This window comes from Streptomyces sp. NPDC059679, assembly GCF_042734105.1.
Classification (GTDB): Bacteria; Actinomycetota; Actinomycetes; order Streptomycetales; family Streptomycetaceae; genus Streptomyces.
Window position 1 is genome coordinate 1 of the sequence record NZ_JBHWES010000094.1, and the last position, 20,479, is coordinate 20,479.

Genomic DNA, 20,479 nt, shown 5'->3' on the forward strand with positions numbered 1-20,479 from the left:
TCATCCCCGCAACTACCTGGCCTTTCTCGGACTCGCCGCCGCCATCTGCTGCTACAAGCGCCTCGTCCGCCTCACCACATAGGACACGGTCTTAGGAGAGCTTCGCTAAGTGATGCTGTGTGGAAGATGAAGGTGCTTGGCCCTTCGGAGTCGCCCTGCGGGGGGAGGCTTCAAACCGCGTGTGTCACGAATGCAGAGGGGAGTTCAGGTAGGGAGAGCTTCACGATGCGGTGCTGTGTGAGAGATGAGGGATTTGGCCCCTCGGTGCCGCCCTGCGGGGGACGGTGCCAAACCGCCACATGCTGCGTTGGTTGACGACCGTCGTGGTGAGCGATGTGGAAAAGGCGGCGGTAGAGCCGTCAGGTGGGGATCAGGAAGACGAACGCAAGTGAATCGCTGCTGAAGTGTCGTTAGAAAACAGGTGACATCAGAACCGGAGATTTGTGGTTGCTCCGGGATAAGTCTGGCGGGGGTCCCGTTTACTGGCCAGGCGGTGTCCGGCACGGAGGCGACGTGAGCCTGATCTGCTGCTCTTGCATGGAACGTGAGAAGGCAGGCCCCGATAATGCCGCCTGACTTATACGGGTGGTGAAAGGGAGCGGCCCAAGCGGAGGAACCGTGAGGGCCTGAGTACCGATGCGGGGCATGCTGGCGGACCGGCTCGTAGTAGTGATGAACCCTTTGTAATGAAGGGGGAGCGAAGGGGCCGGGTCATCCGTGGCTGTTTGTTCGTTCAGTCAACCGGAAGTTCTCCGGGAGGAGCTGGGTGGATCAGTTGAAATCATCAGGCAAGTCGTTTGAGATATCGAAATGGGAGGTTCAGGAGGCGTACGAGAAGGTCAAGGCCAACAAGGGTGCACCAGGGGTGGACGGGCGCTCCATCGAGGACTTCGAGAAGGATCTGAAGAATAATCTCTATCGGATCTGGAACCGTCTATCCTCGGGGAGCTACTTTCCCCCTCCGGTAAAAGGTGTGGAGATCCCGAAATCGCATGGCGGCGGGGTTCGTTTGCTCGGGGTGCCCACCGTAGCTGACCGGATCGCCCAGACTGTGGTAGCGCGGCGTCTTGAGGAGAGGGTCGAGCCGATCTTCCATCAGGATTCCTATGGCTATCGTCCTGGGCGGTCCGCGTTGGACGCGGTCGCGGCATGCCGGAAACGCTGCTGGAAGTACGACTGGGTGATTGATTTGGACATCCAGAAATTCTTCGACAGCGTTCCATGGAACCTCGTTGTCAAGGCGGTCCAGGCCCACACCGATCTCCCCTGGGTAGTGCTGTATGTGCGGCGGTGGCTTGAGGCGCCGTTGCAACTGCCCGACGGGACCTTGCAGCGGCGTGACCGTGGGACCCCGCAGGGTTCTGCGATTTCGCCTGTGCTGGCTAATCTGTTTATGCATTATGCGTTCGACATGTGGATGGCCCGGGAGTATCCGGGTGTACCGTTCGAACGGTATGCAGACGACGGTGTTGTGCACTGCGTCAGCGAGAGTCAGGCCCGGAAACTGCGGGAGGCAATCGCGAACAGAATGCGTGAAGTTGGGCTGCGGCTGCATCCCGACAAAACCAAGATCGTGTACTGCCGGGATGGTAATAAGCGCCGACGGCTCTACGAGCAGACGGAGTTCGCCTTCCTGGGGTTCACTTTCCGGGCCCGCAAGGCCATCGACAGGAACGGGGAGAGGTTCACCTCGTTCCTGCCGGCGATCAGCAAGGAAGCCTCGAAGAAGATGAGCGGTGAAGTGCGGCAATGGCGGCTTCACCGACAGATCGGCCGGACCTTCGCCGAGATTGCGCGGGCGATCAATCCAATCGTTCGGGGCTGGATGCAGTACTTCGGTGCGTTCTACCGAACAGCTCTGGTTCCCCTCCTGGAGCGCATCAACGCCTACTTGATGCGCTGGATCCGAAAGAAGTTCAAGCGGCTGCGGACCTTCAAGAAGGCCCATGCGTGCTGGCGACGTATCACGCGTCAGTACCCCAAGCTCTTCGCCCACTGGGCATGGGTTCCCACGTTCTGGTGACCAGGATGATAAGAGCCCGGTGACGGGAGACTGTCACGCCGGGATCTGTGAGGGCCGGGGGGTGAAATTCCCCCCGGCTACTCGACCTCATGCTGCATTGGCTGAAGACCGTTGTGGTGAACGACGAGGAAAGGCGTCGTAAGAGGCGTCAGGTGGGGATCGGGAAGACGAACTCGAGTGAATCGTTGCTGAAGTGTCGAAAGAGTTGAGACGACATCAAAACCGGGGTTTACCGACAGCTTCGGGAAGAGCCTGGCGGGTGCCCGCCTATTGGCCAGGTGGTGTCCGGCATGCAGACGACGTGAGCCCGATCTGCCGCTTCCACACGGAACAGGAGAAGGCGTGCCCCGATACTGTCCGCCCTGGCAGGGGCTGGCGATAGGGAGTGTCCCCGGCGGTGGAAGCCGTGAGGGATCCCGACCACGCTGGCGATAACGGCAGCCCCAACCATGTGCGAAGTCCGGGTCTAGCGTTCGGCTGGAGTTTCCGGCTGCCGGTGAGGCGGCTGTCGACCGAGGACAGAAGCCTGACCAGGAGCCTCGCTGTTCCGCTGTCCGCGGTCGCTATCGTCTCCCCGCCGGAACGCCCGCACCCATGCCGGCCCGCAGGTCGTCCACCAGGACCGCTGCGGCCCCCGGTCCCGAGGCCGCCCCGTACACGTGGTAGTCCGGGCGGATCAATACTGCTTCGGCCCCGTGGCGTGCGAGAAAGGCACGGTAGACGCCGCCCACGTCGGCCACCGACATGTTCTGGGGCGTCCCGTCCCCGGGGAGCAGGGTCACCACGTGCGTGCCCAGGCTCGTCAGGAATGCCGACTGCTCTGCGTCGAGGCCGGTATCCGCGCCCTCTGTCAGCAGCAGGACGAAGCCGCGGCCGACCACGTCGTCGAACAGGCCGGTGCCCCTGAGACCACGTACCAGGCCCTGAGGGACCGTCTCGCCGGCCGGGGACACAGGCGAACCGTCCGTACCGCGTCGAAGGAGCCCCTCCGTCAGGGGCCGCGACAGGTCCGGGACCGTCGGACCGCGGCCACGGCGCCTCGCCAGAATCGTGGCATCACGGTCGGCTGCGGCCACGGGGTCCGTCACGCAGATCATCCGGCCCAGCTGGACCGAGGACAGAATCGACTCGCGCACCTGCGCTCGGCGTTCGTCCGTGTAGGTGTCGACAAAGGACTCCGGGGCGATGCCCCCAAGCACCAGGTCCAGTTTCCACGCCAGGTTGACGACGTCGCGGATGCCCGAGCACATGCCCTGCCCGGCGTACGGCGGCATCAGATGGGCCGCGTCTCCGGCCACCAAGACCCGGCCTACTCGCCAACGCTCAGCCCACTGGGATTGGAAGATGTAGGTGGTGCTGCGCAACAGCGTCGCGGTGTCGGGGGTCACTCCGTGCGGGGCGAGGAGTCGCCAGGCAGTCTCCGTCCGGTTGAGATCCGCGGCCCGCTCGCCGGGCAGCCGCATGAACTCCCAGCGCCGATGCCCGGGACCGCTACCGACCAAGGTGGTTGGCCTGGCCGGGTCGCAGATCTGAATGTTGGTCGGGACGAACTCACTCGGCTCGTGCAGCTTCACGTCGCACAGCAGCCACTCGTAGGAGAATCCGAGGTCGGTGACCGGCACGTCCAGGTGATCACGGACGAAGCTGTTGGCGCCGTCGCAGCCCACTACCCACCGCGCGGTGTACGTGTGGGTTGCGCCGTCCTCGTCTTCGGCCGTCACCGTGACCCGGTCGTCTCGCTCCTCGATTCCCACGACCTGGCGGCCCCGCACCACCGTCACACCGGGCAACGCGGCCGCCCGCTCGGCCAGTAGTTCCTCGAGGGCGGGCTGGTGCATGGTATTGGCGTCAGGCCACCCGTACGGGCCCTGCGCGCGAAAGGCGACGTCGAGGAGGATCTCACCGTCGGCCGAGCGCCACTGGTATCCGGTGGCGGACTCGCTGACCCGGCTGAGGTCCGGGCCCGTCCCGCAGCCGGCGAGCAGGCGCGCGGTCTCGCCGTCGAAGCTGGTCGCCCGGGGCAGGGTATAGGGGCGTCGACGCCGTTCCAGGATCATGGTCTGCCGGCCGCGCTGGGCCAGCAGGACCCCTAACGTGGCCCCGACCGGTCCGTCACCGACGACGATCACATCTGCGTCCGTCTCGGGGCCCGCGCAGGCGGGCGGCTTGTGCGGTGACGTCTCGGGCACGGGGAACCCTTCATCGCAGGGTGGCTGGGGCAGGCGTAACTGCCGTACGGGGAACGGCGCAAGACTAACCACGCGTACCGGCGTTCGTGCCGCTCGAGGGGCTGGACTATCAAATCGGGGGATGCCGGGTGTCTCCGGCGCGAACCTAGGCTTCCGATACTCCGCCTCACCAACTGCGAGGAGCTCGTCCGGTATGACTCAAGCAACGGCGCACTTCGAGAAGTGGGTGAGTGTCTCGCACCCCGCGCCGCAGAGCACCGTGCGGCTTGCCTGCCTGCCGTACGCGGGCGGCTCTGCAAGCTTTTTCTTCCCGGTGGCCAAGGCACTGCACCCGTCGGTGGAGGTGCTGGCCCTCCAGTACCCGGGTCGGCAGAATCGGTTCCACGAGCCGAGGATCGACAACATCCCCGAATTCGCGGACCAGATATTCGCCGCGTTGCGGCATTTGGACGACAAGCCACTCGCACTGTTCGGCCACAGCATGGGTGCCGTCCTCGCGTACGAGGTGGCACTGCGCATGCAGGACGCGGGGATGCCCGCGCCGGTACGGGTTTTCGCGTCAGGTCGCAGGGCGCCCTCCCGCTATCGCGATGAGCGGATACATACGGCGCCCGACCCTGAATTCCTGGCCGAGATGAGGGCGCTCGGAGGCACCGACGAGACGCTGCTCGGTGACCAGGAAGTTCTGGCGATGATCCTGCCGGCCATCCGTAGCGACTACACCGCCATCGAGCGGTACCAGCACGAGCCCGGCCGCCGCCTTGACTGCCCGCTGACCGTACTCACCGGAGACAGCGACCCTCGGGTCTCCCGGGAGGAGGCCGAGGCCTGGGCGGAGCACACCACCGCGACGAGTGAGACGAAGGTCTTCCGGGGCGGCCACTTCTTCCTCGCTGACCGCGCGGCCGAGGTCATCGATCTGGTGGCCCAGCGGCTCGGGGGCACTTCTGACCGATGAACGACGGACTGGATGCGGTGGCCCGGACCCTTCGAACGGCGAGGTGACACATGAGCACGATGCTCCTGCTGAATGGGCCCAACCTCGGCATATTGGGCCGCCGCGAGCCGACGATCTACGGCACCGACACCCTGGCCGACATCGAGCAGGCGGTTGCCGACGAGGTGAGCGAGCAGGGCTGGAAGGTCCTGTCCCTGCAACGGGACTCGGAGGGCGAACTGGTGAGCGCCATCCACGAACACGGCCCTGACAGCGTCGGCGCGGTGGTCAACCCAGGCGCTCTCATGATCGCCGGCTGGAGCCTGCGCGACGCGCTCGCCAGCTACGAGCACCCGTGGATCGAGGTGCACCTGAGCAACGTGTGGGCGCGGGAGCAGTTCCGGCACGAATCGATCATCGCCCCGCTGGCCTCCGGGCTCGTGGTAGGCCTGGGCGCGTACGGCTACCGCCTGGCGGCCCGCGCCCTGCTGCACGTAACCGGCGTGTCCCGATGACGGGTCCCCGGAGCGGCCAGACACCGTCAACAAGATCACGACAACGTGCTTCGCGATCACGGACCCGTGCGTCGGGAGGACCCCCGCGCCAACAGGAGACAGACATGAGCAGCTTGTCCCGAGCCGTGCTGGACGGCGCGTCCGCCACGGAGATCGAGGCCGCCCCGGTACCCGCCACCTACCTGGCCCTGCATCTGCGGGCTGAGGACACCGACATGTTCAAGGGGGTGGCCGACAAGGACGTCCGCAAGTCGCTGCGTCTCGGCCAGGTTCCCATGCCGGAGTTGGCGCCCGACGAGGTCCTCGTCGCGGTGATGGCCAGCTCCATCAACTACAACACGGTCTGGTCGGCCATGTTCGAGCCGATCCCGACCTTCCACTTCCTCAAGCAGAACGCCCGGCAGGGCGGCTGGGCGGCACGCCACGACCAGCCCTACCACGTGCTCGGCTCCGACTGTTCCGCCGTTGTGGTACGCGTCGGCACCGGCGTACGGCGCTGGGAGCCGGGCGACCACGTCACCGTCCACCCCGTGCACGTCGACGACCAGGAGCCCGCCACTCACGGTGACGGCATGCTCGGCTCCGAACAACGGGCCTGGGGATTCGAGACCAACTTCGGCGCCCTGGCCGAGTACGGGATCGTCCGGTCCACCCAACTGCTGCCCAAGCCCGCCCACCTGACGTGGGAGGAGGCCGCGGTCAACCCCCTGTGTGCGTCAACCGCATACCGGATGCTCGTCAGCGACCGCGGAGCCCACATGAAGCAGGGCGACATCGTCCTGATCTGGGGCGCCTCCGGGGGCCTCGGCTCGTACGCCATCCAGTTCGTCAAGAACGGCGGCGGCATCCCGGTGGCTGTCGTCAGCTCCGCGCAGAAAGAGGCGGCGGTGCGCGCCCTCGGCTGCGACTTGGTGATCAACCGCACCGAGCTGGGCATCGCCGACGACATGGCCGACGACCCCCGGCTCGTCGTCGAGACCGGCAGGAAGCTCGCCAAGCTCGTCGTCGAGAAGGCCGGCCGGGAACCTGACATCGTGTTCGAGCACACCGGCCGCGTCACCTTCGGGCTCTCCGTGATCGTGGCACGACGCGGCGGCACCGTGGTGACCTGCGGATCCAGCTCCGGCTACCTGCACACCTTCGACAACCGATACCTGTGGATGAAGCTCAAGAAGATCGTCGGCAGCCACGGAGCCAACTACGAGGAGCAGCAGGCCACCAACCGGCTGTTCGAGAGCGGCGCCGTCGTCCCGGCCATGTCGGCCGTCTATCCGCTCGCCGCGGGCGCCGACGCGTGCCGGATCGTCCAGACCAGCCGGCAGGTGGGCAAAGTCGCGGTGCTCTGCATGGCACCGGAACCCGGGCTCGGGGTGACCGACCCCGAGCTGCGCGGCCGGATCGGGGAGGACCGGCTCAACCCGCTGCGCGGTCTCACCGCCGGCCCCGATTCCAGGGAGCTCTGAAACGTGACCACGGCCCGGCCGGTACGACATGTCGACTTCCGTACTCTTCCCGATGCCCTGTGGCACCGTGGCGAGCGGCAGCCGGACAGAACCGCTTATGTCTTCCTGAAGGACGGCGAGGACGCCACGGAGTCGCTGACCTACGGGGAACTCCACGAGGCGGCGTGTCGCCGGGCCACGACGCTCAGCGCCGCGGGGCTCACAGGCCACAACGCTGTCCTCATGTATCCCTCGGGCCTGGAGTTCGTGCGGACGTTGCTCGGCTGCATGTACGGCCGGGTGGCGGGCGCCCCGGTTCAGCCGCCACGTCGTCGCGCCGAGGTGGAGCGGCTACGCCGTATCGCTGACGACGCCGGCACCTCGACCGTCCTGACCACGACCGACGTCATCCGCGACCTGCGCGAGCGCTTCGCCGACCTGCCCGCCCTCGACGGGCTCGACCTGGTGGCCACCGATGACCCGGGCGCGCTCCACACAGGAGACCCCAGTACGCCGGAACGCTTGCCTGACCCCCAGGACATCGCGCTGCTCCAGTACACGTCCGGCTCCACCGGGCACCCCAAGGGTGTCATGGTCAGCCACGCGAACTTCCTCGCCAACGTGGTCGAAACCGATGAACTCTGGCCGTGCGAGCCCCGCGGAACCGTGGTGAACTGGCTTCCGCTCTTCCACGACATGGGGATGCTGTTCGGTGTCGTCCTGCCGCTGTGGGCGGGCATTCCCTCGTACCTGATGGCCCCTGAGTCCTTCATCCGCCGACCCGCACGCTGGCTGGAGGCGCTATCCAGGTTCGGCGGCACCCACTCGGCCGCACCGAGCTTCGCCTACGAACTGTGCGTGCGGGCCGCGGGAAGCGGCATGACCGCAGGCGTGGGCGACCTGTCGAGCTGGCGAGTGGCCGTCAACGGCGCCGAGCCCGTGCGGTGGAGCGTGGTCCGGGCCTTCACTGACACGTTCGCCCTTCATGGCTTCGACCCGATGGCCATGTGTCCCGCCTACGGGCTCGCGGAAAACACCCTCAAGGCCACCGGCACCCGGGCGGACCGTGAGCCCATGGTGCTGTGGCTGTCCGCCGAAGCACTCCGAGAGGGCAGGGCGCAACCCGTCGGGGAACGCACCGACAGTGCCGTCCCGGCGGTCGGCAGCGGACGTGATGTCGCCGGCACTCACGTACGTATCGTGGACCCCGTCACCCGGCAGCCCTGCACGCTGGGCCATGTGGGGGAGATCTGGATTTCCGGACCGTGCGTCGCGGACGGCTACTGGGGCCGTCCCGCCGTCAGCGAGGACACCTTCCGTGCCCGCGTCGCTGACGACCCCGATGACGCCGCCCCGCACCTGCGCACCGGCGACCTCGGCTTTCTGTATGACGGCGACCTGTACGTCACCGGGCGGATGAAGGACGTCATCATCCGCAGGGGCCGCAACCACTACCCGCAGGACATCGAACTGTCCGCCGAGCGCGCCGTGCCGGGGCTGCAACCCAACTGTGCGGCCGCCTTCTCGCTCGACGACGGGGAGCGCGAACGACTGGTGGTGGTCGTCGAGGCCGGCGGACGGGTCCTGGGCGCCCTGGGCGCCGATGGGCTGCGTGAGCGCGTGCGCGAAGCGGTACGGGCGGAACAGCGGATCACACCGGACGACATCGTCGTCGTACGCCGCGGCAAGGTGCCGAAGACCTCCAGCGGCAAGGTACAGCGGCGGGCATGTCGCTCGCTCTACCAGGACGGTGAACTGACCCGCCTGGTCCCGTCCGGCTGGGAGGCGTGATGGCGCGTCTTCGCACAGCCGCGGGTCCTGCCCATGCGAGGATCCAGGGCGCCGGCGCGTACCGGCCGTCGCGGGTCGTGACCAACGACGAGATCTGCGCGCGCATCGATTCGAGCGACGAGTGGATCCGCCGCCGCTCCGGCATCGTCACACGGCACTTCGCCGGCTCCGACGAGACAGTCGTCACGATGGGGACGGAAGCGGCCCGCAAGGCGCTGGCCCAGGCCGGTACCGACCCGGGCGACGTGGGCCTCGTCCTGCTGGCCACGACGTCCTTTCTGGAGCAGTTGCCAGCCGCGGCCCCCCGTATCGCCCACCTGCTGGGGATCCACGCGGCGGCCATGGACGTCGGCGCGGCCTGTTCGGGCTTCTCCTACGGTCTGGCGCTGGCCGGCTCCGTCGTCCGCTCGGGCGAGGCCCGGTTCGTCGTGGTCATCGGCTCGGAGCGGATGAGCGACATCGTCGATCCGGCGGACCGGGGCAGCGCCTTCCTCTTCGGCGACGGCGCCGGTGCCGTCGTCGTGGGCCCGTCCGACACACCCGGCCTCGGCCCGGTCGTCTGGGCGTCCGACGGAAACCAGCACCGGATGATCGCCCACGACCGCTCCTGGCTGGACACCCGTGACGGGTCCGGACCGTGGCCGACCCTGACCATGGCCGGTCCGGAGGTGTTCCGCTGGGCGACCCGCACGGTCCCGGAGATCTCCCGGCAGGCGCTCGACGCGGCGGGGCTCGATGTCGCGGACCTCGCCGCCTTTATCCCCCACCAGGCCAACGCCCGGATCGTGGACTCCGTCGCCAGGTCGCTGGGCCTCGCCCCGCACACCGCGGTGGCCAGGGACGTCGTACGGGCGGGGAAACCTCGGCAGCCTCGATCCCGCTGGCCATGGACGCCCTGCTGGCCCAGGGCGGGCTTTCCCGCGGCGATCCGGCGCTGCTCGTGGGCTTCGGCGCAGGACTCACCTGCGCCGCCCAGGTAGTGGCCCTGCCCTGACGCTTCCTCGTGGCGACATCGGTAACCGATGTATTTTCAAGACCTTGGAATGGTGCCGCGAGTCGGCCGGGTAGCGCTGATACGGACCGGACGTGAGGAGGGCATGTGGAACGCGGCGAGGTTTGGTCGGCTCAGTTTGACGAGGAACGACCTGTCGTGCTGCTCCAGGGAGGCGCAGGGCCAGAATTCCCGGCCATGCAGATCGTCGAACCGGTTACCCCGGCGCAGAAGCTCGGATTCGTCTGGATGTCCGGCGAGCAAGCCGCCGATGCCGACGAGCGACGCTGGATCGTCGAGGAGTTCGGGCCCGAAGTGGTCATCGGCATCGAGGTCTTCTTTGGAGCCGAGGAGGGCCTGGCGGAGAGCGGCGTGGTCCGAGTGGTGCTGCCCAGGGCCGGGAAAGTCTTCTGCACCTGGAGGACGACCGTCAGCGAGGAGTCGCTGACCAAGCGGATCGGCGCCCTGTCCCCGGCCAAACAACACGAGCTGGACATCGCCCTGGGACTCGCCGGCGATCAGTGATCACGCCTCATGCTGACTGCCACGAGTTCCCCTGTGGGGATAGCGTCCTGAGGCGTTCTTCAGGCTACCCCGGTTTGTGCTTGCCGGCTCGGTTTCGTCCGGCGTCGCTCCGCCGACCCGCCCGGTCTTGCGGGCCTCACGGTTTCAAGCAGCCACCGCGTTTACCACCGTGAAGATCCGGGTCGCCGCCAGCATCGGCTACGGGCCGACCGAGAACACCACCTTCACGACCACCCACACCCTATGGGCGGGCGACGCGATCGACGGTCCGCTGCCGATCGGCCGCCCGATCACCGGCACCCGCGCCTAGGTCCTCGACCGCGAGCACCGCCTCGTCCCGCTCGGCCGGATCGGCGAGCTGTACGCGGCTGGCGCGGGCCTGGCGACCGGCTACCTCGGCGACGAGCTCGAGACCCGGCGCCGCTTCGGCCGGTTCTCGCCCGACGTCCGCGAACGCCTGTACCGCACCGGCGACCTGGTCCGCCTCGACCCCGACGGCAACCTGCTGTTCCTGGGCCGCGTCGACAAGCAGATCAAACTCAACGGGCACCGCATCGAACCCGAGGAGATCAGCGGCTGGCTCGCCCGGCACCCCTCGGTCCGCGACGCCGTGGTCGTCGTCGACACCGCGCCCGGCCGCGGCATCCAGCTCGTCGCCGCGATTGTCCCGCGCACCTGCGGCGACACCGACCCACGGACTCTGCGCGCCTACCTGGCCGAGCTGGTCCCGAGCTACGCGATCCCCGCCCGCTGGGTCGTCGTGGACGAGATCCCGCTCACCCGCAACGGCAGGGTCGACACCCCCGCCCTCCTCGACTGCCCTTGCCGGAAACGTCATCCGTGCAGGTCAAGCCGCGTTCCGGTACTCGTGGAGGATGCCGCCGAGGCGATCGTGTCGACGTATGTTGAGGCGGGCTAATGTGTCCGGGTCGTCGATCGGCGGGGGCAAGGGCTGTAGCGGTCTGGCGTTGGCGATGCCCTGGTGTGGTCGGTGTCCGTTGTAGAACCGCTCGAACTCGCGCAGGGTGTGGAGGAGATGTCGCTGGTTCCAGATCAACGTCCGGTCCAGGAGTTCGCGGCGACAGGTCTGTATCCACCTTTCCGCGATCGAGTTCATCCTGGGCGTCTGGATGCCGCTGAGGACGACTTCGATCCCCGCGTCCTTGAGGGCGGCATCGAAGAGGACGGGGAACTTTCCGTCCCGGTCCCGGATCATGAACCGTGCCCGGCAGCCGAGGTCTTCGAGGTCCATGACCAGGTTCTTCGCCGCTTGCGCTACCCAGGAGGCGATCGGATGTGTGGTGGCGCCCAGGATCCGGATCCGGCGACTGCCGTGTTCGATCACCACGAGCACGTACATCCGTACCCCCGGCAGGGTGACTGTTTCCATGAAGTCGCAGGCCAGCAGGGCATCAGCCTGGCTGCGAAGGAAGCTGGCCCAGGTACTGGAGTTCCGCTCGGGCGCCGGGTCGATGCCGGCCTTCTTCAGGATGTCCCAGACGGTGGACGCGCCCACTTTCACCCCCAGCACGAGCAGCTCGCCGTGCAGGCGCCGGTACCCCCAGCTCGGGTTCTCCTTTGCCAGCCGCAGCACCAGAATGCGGATCGAGCGCACTGTGCGCGGCCGTCCCGGGCGTTTGGGCCGGCAGGAGGTGGCATGGCGGCGTGCGACGAGGCTGCGGTGCCAACGCAGTACCGTGTCGGGGCGTACGAGCAGCCGTAACCGTCGCAAGACGTGCAGGGGCAGTCGGTGCAGCAGCGCCGCCAGGTACGCCCGATCGTTGGGCGTGAACCCAACCTTGTCCTCGCCGAGTTGGCGTTCCAGCACGGTGATCTGGTGGCGCAAGGCGAGGATCTCCGCGTCCTTGTCCCGGTCGGTCATCGGCAGCAGACGAAGCATCGCGAACGCGTTCGACACACCCAGGTAAGCCAGTCGCAGCAGCACGATCGATCATCATGACGCGTGAACCACCGACTACGCGAGAGCGCCTACTCGAGCGACGAGGCCGACGACCGCCAGTCCCGATACAGCCCTCCGACCAGGGCGGATGACATTCTCGGCAAGCACAGGGTCAACCGGGAGATCAAACGCCGCGTCGACGTCGTCCAGATCTTCCCCAACCCCGCCGCCCTCGAGCGGCTCACCACCGCCGTCCTCATCGAGATGCACGACGAATGGATCGCCTTCCCCCGCAGCTACCTCCCCAAGGGCGGCATGGACTCCGTCTATCCCACGGCCGAAGATCCCCCCGACGCGGTTACACCACCACAGGGGACATGACCATGCCCAGGATGGTGCACAGCCGCTTCACGCCGTAACGGCGTTGATGGTCTGCGACGAACTGGAAGCGGTTCACCAGCGCGTCTCCCCGGCGAAATACTTCGCCGCCTTCCGCAGGATCTCGCGCTCTTCCTCCAGCTCACGGACCTTCTTGCGCAGAGCGGCGTTCTCCGCCTCCAACGGCGTCGGCGGCTCTGCCGGCACCTCCGCCCGGCGCCCCCGGGGTCGACTCGCTCCAGCCGCCCGGACCCAGTTCCGCAAGGCCTCGGGGTTGATCCCCAGATCGGCGGCGACCTGCCTGATCGTCGCCTCCGGCCGCGACTGGTACAGCGCGACCGCGTCCGCCTTGAACTGCGGCGGATAGTTCTTCATGACCACGAGATGTCCGTTCTCAGATCCTCAGGATCCAGTGTCTCGTGTGTCCAAGATCAGGGGTCAAGGCCCATCTCCAGGCCCGCGCGGACGGCGTCACCGAGGCCGTCGAGCGTCATGAGCAGGAACAGGGTCAGGACGGCGCGGCCGATCGAGCCGAAGTGTTCGGGGTCGGCGCGGGCGAAGAAGACCCAGCCCACCATCGCGTAGACGTACAGCAGGAGTCCGCCCACGAGCAGGAAGCTGACCGTGCCGGGCAGGCTGCGGCCCACCGCGACGAGCACGATGCGCAGTTGGGGCAGGAAGCGGGCGGCGCGCAAGACGCGGGCGAGGCGGAGAAGTCGCAGCACGGTGGTGTTCTCCCGGACGACGGGGAGGAACGCGCAGGCCACCACGAACGTGGCACTTCCTCAGGGTCTCGACCGAGCCGGATGGAATCGGCGAGCAGGGAGTTGACTCGGCGCGCTGTGGGCTCAGTGGCGGAGGATGGCGCTGGCCGCCGACCGGCGGACCACGGCCCCGCAGAGGCGTGCGGCTGGCATGGCTTTCTCGATGTCCTGCGACAGCAGTTGTCGACGACCACGGCAGACACCTGCGGCTCGAGGAAAGTCGATGCCGACGAGTTCGGGAGACGGTTATTATGCCCTGTATCCAGCGCTTTGCTCACGCCGACGAAGAGCGCGGACGACTCACACATGCCTCCGCTGTTCCGCTGTTCGCTGCTTGCCCGAACTGGCAGCCGAGGTGCCCCACGAACAGCGCGGGACGCTGCTCTTCAACGTCGACAGAGCCAGGCGCGTCCGATGAAGATCTTGAGCCAGCCGCGACGACTCGTTGGGCGGCGATGGCGGCACCCCCTTGCCGAGCCGCCCTCGCATTCCGGCTCACACCCGCTTTGGGTACGCAAGTTCATCTCCGGCAAGAGCAAGCAGAACGCCGTGAAGTCGATGGTCGTCACGGACGGTGAAGGTCGCGTGCTGTGGTGCAGCCCAGCACGGCCCGCAAGCTGCGCGGACCTCACTCACGCCCGCCAGTCAGGGCTGGCCGGGCTCTTGGCCGGCGGGCCCGCGGGGAGTCACGATCAAGGTGTCGGCCGAAGGCTGTGAAGCCGGATGAAAAGCGGGTGACTGGCCGTCCACCGCGCCGTCCCCCGGAGACGAAGCCGCAGAGCTCGCGTCGGGTTGCCCGCGCTTGATGGCCGCGTCCACCGCCGCACCGATGCGGCGCAGTGCCGCCAGCTCCTGAGGACCGAGATCATCGATCAGGTACTCGCGGACTGCGGCGACGTGTCCCGGCGCCGCCGCCACCACTACGTCGTAACCGGCCTCGGTCAGCGTCGCGGTGGTGCGCCTTCCGGAACCGGGGATCCGCTTCCGTGCGAGCAGTTCGCGCTTCTCGAGCCGACCGACGACATGGGACAGCCTCGACAGTGACGCAGCCGTTCGCGCGGCCAGGGCGCTCATCTGCATGGTGCGGTCCGGCTGCTCGGAGAGGACCGAGAGCACCATGTACTCGAAGAAGGTCAGCTGAGCCTCGCGCTGCATGCGCGCATCCAGCGCGGCCGGCAGGCTGATCATGATCGCGGAGTTGGCCAGCCACGCCGCCAGCTCGTCGCCGTTCAGCCATCGCGTCTCGGCAACCGGACCGGTGGACGCCCCCGAGCCGGAGCCTTCGTCGGCACGAGCCGTCGCCTCGGATGTCGGCCCGTTCCGTGGACGCCGACGGCGCCGGCCGTTCGTGTCATCTGCCGTGCTCGCCATGAGGACATCCTAGACCCACTTATTGACGCGTCAAGTTCGAAGGAGTAGAACTTGACGCGTCAAGTTCGCTCTGCGGCGCTGAGGCCCGCCCCACACGGAATGGACAACAGATGCAGTCCACGTCGCTCGGCAGGCTCGATGTCCCGCGCATCGGCCTGGGTGTCATGGGGATGTCGGCGTACTACACCGGCGCCGGCCGGGACGGAGCCGAGTCGATCCGCACCATTCGTCGCGCCGTCGACCTCGGTGTCACCCATCTGGACACCGCCGAGGTGTACGGCCCCTACGTCAACGAGGAACTGCTGGGTCGCGCGATCAAGGGCCGCCGGGACGAAGTCGTCCTCGCCACCAAGTTCGGCCTCGTCTCCCACACCGGCCGGCCGGGCCCGGACAGCACCCCCGCCAACATTCACACGGCTGTCGACGGCTCACTGCGGCGGCTCGGAACCGACCGCATCGACCTCTACTACCAGCACCGGGTCGACCCCAACACTCCCATCGAGGAGACGGTGGGGGCGCTGAGGGACCTGGTGGAGGCGGGCAAGGTCCTCCACATCGGACTGTCGGAGGCGGCAGCGGCGACCGTCCGCCGGGCCCATGCGGTCCATCCCGTGGCCGCTGTCCAGAGCGAGTACTCGCTGTGGACGCGGGACCCGGAGGCCGAGGTGCTGCCCACGCTGCGTGAGCTCGGCATCGGACTGGTTCCCTATGCACCGCTGGGACACGGCTTTCTCACCGGTGACATCCGCACCCTGGACGGCCTGGACGCCGCCGACTGGCGTCGCTCCAATCCCCGGTTCACCGGCGACAACCTCACGCGCAACCTGCGCATCGTCGACCAGGTGCGCGAGGTCGCCGACGAGGTCGGGGCCACGCCCGCGCAGGTCGCTCTGGCCTGGCTGCTCGCGCAAGGAGACGGCATCGCGCCCATTCCGGGGACGAAACGCATCGACCGCCTCAAGGAGAACAGAGCCGCCGACGGCATCCGACTCACCCCGGGCCAGATCGCCCGCCTGAACAACCTCACACCGGCGTCCGGCGAACGCCATGCCGAGCCCGACATGGCCGCCGTCGACCAGTGAGAGAAGCGCGAACGCGCCGATTCGCCCCCCGCACCACACCACGTCTTGCTTCAACGAAAGAAACGGAACACCACATCATGTCAAGCAATCTCATTCGGGTCGGCATCATCGGCGCGGACACGAAGGCGAGCTGGGCGGGCGCCTCGCACATACCCGCGCTGGCGGCACAGCCCGACTTCCACCTGGCCGGTGTGGCGACGCGGCACGAGGAGAGCGCGCGCGGCGCTGCCGAGGCGTTCGGCGCCGAGCGTTGGTTCGCGGACCCCTACGCGCTCATCGGTGACCCTTCGATCGACCTCGTCACCGTCGCGGTGAAGGTCCCGGCTCACCGCGATCTCGTCCTGGCGGCCCTCGCGGCGAACAAGGCCGTGTACGCGGAGTCGCCGCTGGGCGCGACCGTCGCGCAGACGGAAGAGATGGCTGACGCGGCCGGCTCACTGCACACCGCGATCGGCCTGCAGGGCCGACTCAACCCCTCGGTGCGCCGCGCGGCGGAGATCATCGCTGAGGGCCGGCTCGGGCGGCTGCTCTCGGCGCGAGTCACCGCGACGACCTTCGGCAACGGCCCGGAGTCGGTGAGCGCGTACGAGTACTTCGACAAGGCAGCGTCCGGAGCCGGTTTCCTCACCATCGCCGCGGGCCACGTCCTGGATGTGGTCGAAGCCGTTCTCGGTGACATCACCGAGATCGACGCCCGCACCGAACTCCTGTGGCCCCAGGTGAAGTTGGTCGACACCGGCGCGATGTCCGCCCGCGAGGTCCCGGATCACCTCGACGCCATCGCCAAGACCTCCTCGGGGGCGCCGGTCGGGGTGCAGATCCTGGCGGGCGTGCCCGCCTCCGACGCCCACTTCAGTCTGGAGGTACGCGGATCGGAGGGCTGGCTGAAGCTGACGGGCGACCACCCCGCGGGCGTTCAGGTCGGCGACCTCACCCTCTCGTCGAGCGTCGACTTCACCGCGCCCGACCGCCCGGTCGCCACCGGCGCGGGACCCACCGCCGCCGACATCTGGACGGGCGCTTCCATCAACGTCGGCGAGGTCTACGCCAGCCTGGCCCGCGACATCACGAACGGCACCCACCACACCCCGGGATTCCAGCACGCCGCCCACAACAGCCGTCTCATCGCCCGAGTCGAACAAGCCGCCCGGACCGGCGTCCGGCAGTGACGCCACCGCACCTCGCGGCACCGTGCCTACTGCCGTGACGGATACGGCGACCGATCCGCGGGCACGGGCGGCCGACATAGGTTCGGACTCGCTGAAGGGTTCCTGAGGCCCACCCCCCGATCAGGGAGTCGTTGATGATGTCAGTCCCTCGTCACCGTGGCCCTCGCGGCGCTTCGCGGCAGGCTCACGGCGTATGACCACCTCCGCGCGCGCCGCTGTTCTCGAAGCGCAGGACGGGCCCTTCGAATTCCGCGACATCGAGATCGAGGACCCGCGGTCCGACGAGGTACTCGTTCGCATGGTCGCGACCGGAATATGCGCGACCGACGCTCACGTGCGGGCACAGCGCATGGCGACGCCGCTGCCGGTGGTGCTGGGGCACGAGGGAGGAGGAGTCGTCGAACGCGTGGGGGCCGCTGTCACCACCGTCGAGCCCGGTGACCACGTCGTCCTCTCCTACCACTCCTGCGGCCGCTGCAAGCCGTGCATGTCCTCGCACGCGGCCTACTGCGACAACGTCTGGGCGGCCAACTTCGCAGGTGCCCGCCTGGACGGCTCGAACGGTCTCCACGTCGCCCACGGTACTGAGCCGCACGGTCACTTCTTCGGCCAGTCCTCGTTCGCCACCCACGCCCTGACGCACCAACGGAACACGATCAAGGTCCCCCGCGATCTGCCCCTCGACGTCATGGCTCCGCTGGGATGCGGGCTGCAGACGGGCGCGGGGGCCGTACTCAAGGCCCTCGCCGTGCCGGCGGGAGCGTCCTTCGCGGTCTTCGGCGTGGGAGCGGTGGGCCTGGCGGCGGTCATGGCGGCACATGCCGCGGGTGCCACCACCATCGTCGCCGTCGACGTCGACGCCGGCCGCCTCGATCTGGCCCGCGATCTCGGAGCGACGCACCTCGTCGACCCCGGCCAGGTCGAGGATCTGACCGGCGCGCTCCGCGCCGTCGACGAACGCGGCCTGGAGTACGTCCTCGACACGAGCGGCCGCACGGAGAACCTCGACGCCGGGGTCGGCGCCCTGGCACCGATGGGCCGATTCGGCTTCGTGGCGTTCCACGAAGGAGCGGGCGCCATGCTCGACGCCGGTCGGCTCACGCTCGGCCAGTCGCTTCAGGGCATCATCCAGGGCGACGCCGTCTCGTCGCTCCTGATCAACGACCTTGCCCAGCTCTATCGAGCGGGCCGGTTCCCCATCGGCCGACTGCTGTCCTTCTACGACTTCGCCGATATCAACACCGCGTTCGAGGATGCGGGCTCAGGCCGCGTCACCAAGGCGGTCCTTCGATTCACGTCACCGGGATAGCCCACCCGTTCGACAGCTTCCCAAGAACCCAGAAAGGCGTCCCGCCTATGTGCCAGAGCAGTCAGATACCCATCAGCGTCGAAGAAACCCCGAGCTTCTACGGGATCGACCACTATGGATTCCCCCGCGCGGGGGCGGACGACCCATTGGACCCCGCGGGCTATTACCCCCCGTACTTCCAGAGCGAGCACTTCCAGAAGTACGGCTACCACGTGGAAGAACTGCGCGGCGGCTTCTACTGGGTCACCAGTGCCGGCTACGACGCCGCGTTCGTGGTGACCGAGGAGGGCGTGGTCGCGATCGACGCACCCCCGACGCTGGGCGAGAACATGCTGGCGGCGATCGAGGACGTCACCGACCGACCCGTGACCCACGTCATCTACAGCCACTGGCACGCCGATCACATCGGCGCGGCCTCCGTGTTCGGTCCCGACGTCGAGATCGTCGCCCACCGCATCACCAAGGAACTCCTGGAGCGCTTCCCCGACCCGAAGCGCCCCCTGCCGACGAGGACCTTCGACGACGAACTCGTCCTCGAAGTGGGCGGCATGAGCCTGCAGCTCTCCTACAAGGGGGAGAACCACTGCCCCGGCAACATCTTCATCTACGCACCGCGGCAGAAGGTGCTCACGGCCGTCGACATCGTCAGTCCGGGAAGCGTCACGTTCATGCACTGCGACGCCTCGCAGAACATCTCCGGCTGGTACGAAGCTCAGTCCCAGATCCTCGAATACGACTTCGACTACTTCGTCGGCGGGCACCACATGCATTACGGCACCTACGAGCAGGTGAAGCTGTGCGTGGAGTACTTCACCGACGTGCTCGAGGGGGCGACTGCGGCGGTCGAGCGGTTCAGCCGCTCGGATGCGCTCGCCGACATCGTGACCGGCACCGGCTGGAACAGGATCTTCGTCGGTACCGAGAACTGGATCAGCTCCATGGCGAACTACACCACCCGCCACGTCCTCGAGAAGGAGACGAGCGACGGCCGGCTCTGGTGGGAACGGCTGGCAGGAGCCACCACCCAGACCAAGTACCACGCGTACACCGTGCTGGAATCGATCCGCCTCGAACGGCCCCGGCCCGACTACCGCCTGCGGGGCGAGAATCCCCCGGTCTTCCTGACCTGACACCGTTCTGAACGGTGCGAGCAAACCCTTGTACACGAGAAGGATCATCATGAAAGCCGTCGTCATCACCTCGTTCGGCGAACCCTCCGTGTTGCGGGTTGCGGAGGCTCCGCGACCGGTGCCGGGTCCGGGTCAGGTACTGGTGCGGGTTCACGCCGCGGGGGTGAACCCCGCGGAGATCCAGGCACGCGCCGGAGTGTTCCGCCTGCGTGCTCCCGCCATCATCGGATTCGAGTTCGCCGGCGTCGTCGAGGCGGTCGGCCCGGGCGTCGACGAGGGCGTGGTCGGCGACCGCGTCGCCGGGTGGCCGGACTCCGCCACCCAGGGCTCGTACGCCGAATACACGGTCAGCAGCAACTTCGCGACGATCCCCGACGGCGTCTCCTTCGAGGAGGCCGCGGCTACTGTCATCGGCGCCGACAACGCGGCGAGGGCTCTCGGGCTTCTGAACATTCGCCCGGGTGAAACGCTCGTGGTCACCGGCGCGAGCGGTGCTCTGGGCGGCGCCGCCGTGCAGTTCGCGCGACAGCGCGGTGTGACGGTGATCGGCGTCGCCGGGACTGCCAACGCCGACTTCGTCAGGAGTCTCGGAGCGACCCCTGTCGCCCACGGCCCGGGCCTGGTCGATCGCATCCGTGCCGCCGCTCCGGGCGGGGTCGACGCCGCGCTCGACACCGCCGGCAAGGGGCTCCTTCCCGCCCTCGTCGATCTTCTCGGCGGCCCCGACCGGATCGTGACGCTCGCCGACCGCGATGCCGCGCAACACGGCGTCGTATTCAGCCCCGGGGGCAGCGGGAACCGCGACCGCGGCCCTGTCCAGGAAGCCCTGAATCTGATCGCCGCCGGCGCATGGACCGCACGCATCGGCCGGAGCTTCCCACTCGACGAGGCCGCGGACGCTCATCGCCTCGTCGCCACGGGCCACACCCACGGCAAAGTCATCCTCCTTCCCTGACTCGGCCA

18 protein-coding genes and 2 pseudogenes are annotated in these 20,479 nt (G+C 67.9%); 14 read left to right on the plus strand and 6 right to left on the minus strand.

The features are described 5' to 3' along the window. Positions 1 to 766 precede the first annotated feature (766 nt). Positions 767 to 2,023: a group II intron reverse transcriptase/maturase gene (gene ltrA / locus ACFV2X_RS50285; RefSeq protein ID WP_385629811.1), complete on the plus strand. Its 1,257-nt coding sequence runs from the start codon at positions 767 to 769 to the stop codon at positions 2,021 to 2,023. A 563-nt stretch (positions 2,024 to 2,586) separates the two neighbouring features. Here ltrA and ACFV2X_RS50290 read toward each other — a convergent pair. Beyond that, positions 2,587 to 4,212, minus strand: a complete 1,626-nt coding sequence (locus ACFV2X_RS50290) for a bifunctional 3-(3-hydroxy-phenyl)propionate/3-hydroxycinnamic acid hydroxylase (protein WP_385629814.1) — start codon at positions 4,210 to 4,212, stop codon at positions 2,587 to 2,589. Between the two features lie 193 nt (positions 4,213 to 4,405). Here ACFV2X_RS50290 and ACFV2X_RS50295 point away from each other — a divergent pair, with 193 nt between their 5' ends. The 6 genes and pseudogenes from ACFV2X_RS50295 (at position 4,406) to ACFV2X_RS50320 (ending at position 10,413) form a co-directional block, all read left to right on the plus strand. Continuing rightward, positions 4,406 to 5,170, plus strand: coding sequence for a thioesterase II family protein (locus tag ACFV2X_RS50295; protein ID WP_385629816.1), 765 nt, complete (start codon positions 4,406 to 4,408; stop codon positions 5,168 to 5,170). 50 nt (positions 5,171 to 5,220) lie between these two features. Then, positions 5,221 to 5,664, plus strand: a complete 444-nt coding sequence (locus ACFV2X_RS50300; protein ID WP_385629818.1) for a type II 3-dehydroquinate dehydratase — start codon at positions 5,221 to 5,223, stop codon at positions 5,662 to 5,664. Between the two features lie 104 nt (positions 5,665 to 5,768). Then, positions 5,769 to 7,127, plus strand: coding sequence for a crotonyl-CoA carboxylase/reductase (gene ccrA / locus ACFV2X_RS50305; RefSeq protein WP_385629820.1), 1,359 nt, complete (start codon positions 5,769 to 5,771; stop codon positions 7,125 to 7,127). 3 nt (positions 7,128 to 7,130) lie between these two features. After that, positions 7,131 to 8,897, plus strand: a complete 1,767-nt coding sequence (locus tag ACFV2X_RS50310; protein ID WP_385629823.1) for a fatty acyl-AMP ligase — start codon at positions 7,131 to 7,133, stop codon at positions 8,895 to 8,897. Further along, a pseudogene (locus tag ACFV2X_RS50315) lies at positions 8,897 to 9,891 on the plus strand (beta-ketoacyl-ACP synthase III). The gene ACFV2X_RS50310 and the pseudogene ACFV2X_RS50315 overlap by 1 nt, the downstream one beginning before the upstream one ends. Positions 9,892 to 10,086: 195 nt before the next feature. Further along, positions 10,087 to 10,413, plus strand: coding sequence for a type II toxin-antitoxin system PemK/MazF family toxin (locus ACFV2X_RS50320; protein ID WP_385629826.1), 327 nt, complete (start codon positions 10,087 to 10,089; stop codon positions 10,411 to 10,413). Positions 10,414 to 10,654: 241 nt separating this feature from the next. Here the strand turns inward: ACFV2X_RS50320 and ACFV2X_RS50325 are convergent, their stop codons facing one another. Beyond that, entirely contained in the window at positions 10,655 to 11,005 is a 351-nt protein-coding gene (locus ACFV2X_RS50325; RefSeq protein ID WP_385629829.1) for a hypothetical protein, read from the minus strand. An 18-nt stretch (positions 11,006 to 11,023) separates the two neighbouring features. On the opposite strand from ACFV2X_RS50325, the gene ACFV2X_RS50330 reads away from it, so the two are divergent. Beyond that, complete coding sequence (locus ACFV2X_RS50330) at positions 11,024 to 11,332, plus strand: hypothetical protein (protein WP_385629832.1); 309 nt, start codon at positions 11,024 to 11,026, stop codon at positions 11,330 to 11,332. Here ACFV2X_RS50330 and ACFV2X_RS50335 read toward each other — a convergent pair. Next, positions 11,261 to 12,358 carry an integrase core domain-containing protein gene (locus ACFV2X_RS50335; RefSeq protein WP_385629836.1) on the minus strand — a complete coding sequence of 366 codons (1,098 nt, stop codon included), beginning with the start codon at positions 12,356 to 12,358 and terminating at the stop codon, positions 11,261 to 11,263. The genes ACFV2X_RS50330 and ACFV2X_RS50335 overlap by 72 nt on opposite strands. Before the next feature lie 18 nt (positions 12,359 to 12,376). On the opposite strand from ACFV2X_RS50335, the gene ACFV2X_RS50340 reads away from it, so the two are divergent. Next, positions 12,377 to 12,694 carry a transposase gene (locus ACFV2X_RS50340; RefSeq protein ID WP_385629838.1) on the plus strand — a complete coding sequence of 106 codons (318 nt, stop codon included), beginning with the start codon at positions 12,377 to 12,379 and terminating at the stop codon, positions 12,692 to 12,694. 72 nt (positions 12,695 to 12,766) lie between these two features. On the opposite strand, the gene ACFV2X_RS50345 is transcribed toward ACFV2X_RS50340, so the two are convergent. The 3 genes and pseudogenes from ACFV2X_RS50345 to ACFV2X_RS50355 all read right to left on the minus strand — a co-directional run bounded on the left by ACFV2X_RS50345 (position 12,767) and on the right by ACFV2X_RS50355 (position 14,643). Continuing rightward, entirely contained in the window at positions 12,767 to 13,066 is a 300-nt protein-coding gene (locus ACFV2X_RS50345) for a transposase (RefSeq protein WP_385629841.1), read from the minus strand. Positions 13,067 to 13,137: 71 nt separating this feature from the next. Beyond that, positions 13,138 to 13,461 (minus strand): annotated as a pseudogene (locus ACFV2X_RS50350) (ion transporter); the annotation flags it as partial. A gap of 639 nt (positions 13,462 to 14,100) precedes the next feature. Next, positions 14,101 to 14,643, minus strand: a complete 543-nt coding sequence (locus ACFV2X_RS50355; protein ID WP_385629844.1) for a MarR family winged helix-turn-helix transcriptional regulator — start codon at positions 14,641 to 14,643, stop codon at positions 14,101 to 14,103. A gap of 293 nt (positions 14,644 to 14,936) precedes the next feature. Here ACFV2X_RS50355 and ACFV2X_RS50360 point away from each other — a divergent pair, with 293 nt between their 5' ends. The 5 genes from ACFV2X_RS50360 to ACFV2X_RS50380 all read left to right on the plus strand — a co-directional run bounded on the left by ACFV2X_RS50360 (position 14,937) and on the right by ACFV2X_RS50380 (position 20,471). Beyond that, positions 14,937 to 15,908, plus strand: coding sequence for an aldo/keto reductase (locus ACFV2X_RS50360; RefSeq protein WP_385629847.1), 972 nt, complete (start codon positions 14,937 to 14,939; stop codon positions 15,906 to 15,908). Between the two features lie 77 nt (positions 15,909 to 15,985). After that, positions 15,986 to 17,077: a Gfo/Idh/MocA family protein gene (locus ACFV2X_RS50365; protein ID WP_385629850.1), complete on the plus strand. Its 1,092-nt coding sequence runs from the start codon at positions 15,986 to 15,988 to the stop codon at positions 17,075 to 17,077. A gap of 193 nt (positions 17,078 to 17,270) precedes the next feature. Continuing rightward, the gene (locus ACFV2X_RS50370) at positions 17,271 to 18,386 is read left to right on the plus strand and encodes an NAD(P)-dependent alcohol dehydrogenase (protein ID WP_385629853.1); all 1,116 of its coding nucleotides are present in this window, start codon (positions 17,271 to 17,273) and stop codon (positions 18,384 to 18,386) included. 47 nt (positions 18,387 to 18,433) lie between these two features. Then, the gene (locus ACFV2X_RS50375) at positions 18,434 to 19,516 is read left to right on the plus strand and encodes an MBL fold metallo-hydrolase (RefSeq protein ID WP_385629856.1); all 1,083 of its coding nucleotides are present in this window, start codon (positions 18,434 to 18,436) and stop codon (positions 19,514 to 19,516) included. A gap of 49 nt (positions 19,517 to 19,565) precedes the next feature. Further along, on the plus strand, positions 19,566 to 20,471 hold the full coding sequence (locus tag ACFV2X_RS50380) for an NADP-dependent oxidoreductase (protein ID WP_385629857.1): 906 nt from the start codon (positions 19,566 to 19,568) through the stop codon (positions 20,469 to 20,471). Positions 20,472 to 20,479 lie beyond the last annotated feature (8 nt).

Coding starts and splice junctions, on each gene's coding strand:
- ACFV2X_RS50295 (WP_385629816.1), top strand. CDS start 4,406: ATGACTCAAGCAACGGCGCACTTCGAGAAGTGGGTGAGTGTCTCGCAC.
- ACFV2X_RS50300 (WP_385629818.1), top strand. CDS start 5,221: ATGAGCACGATGCTCCTGCTGAATGGGCCCAACCTCGGCATATTGGGC.
- ccrA (WP_385629820.1), top strand. CDS start 5,769: ATGAGCAGCTTGTCCCGAGCCGTGCTGGACGGCGCGTCCGCCACGGAG.
- ACFV2X_RS50320 (WP_385629826.1), top strand. CDS start 10,087: ATGCAGATCGTCGAACCGGTTACCCCGGCGCAGAAGCTCGGATTCGTC.
- ACFV2X_RS50345 (WP_385629841.1), bottom strand. CDS start 13,066: ATGAAGAACTATCCGCCGCAGTTCAAGGCGGACGCGGTCGCGCTGTAC.
- ACFV2X_RS50355 (WP_385629844.1), bottom strand. CDS start 14,643: ATGATCAGCCTGCCGGCCGCGCTGGATGCGCGCATGCAGCGCGAGGCT.
- ACFV2X_RS50360 (WP_385629847.1), top strand. CDS start 14,937: ATGCAGTCCACGTCGCTCGGCAGGCTCGATGTCCCGCGCATCGGCCTG.
- ACFV2X_RS50365 (WP_385629850.1), top strand. CDS start 15,986: ATGTCAAGCAATCTCATTCGGGTCGGCATCATCGGCGCGGACACGAAG.
- ACFV2X_RS50370 (WP_385629853.1), top strand. CDS start 17,271: ATGACCACCTCCGCGCGCGCCGCTGTTCTCGAAGCGCAGGACGGGCCC.
- ACFV2X_RS50375 (WP_385629856.1), top strand. CDS start 18,434: ATGTGCCAGAGCAGTCAGATACCCATCAGCGTCGAAGAAACCCCGAGC.
- ACFV2X_RS50380 (WP_385629857.1), top strand. CDS start 19,566: ATGAAAGCCGTCGTCATCACCTCGTTCGGCGAACCCTCCGTGTTGCGG.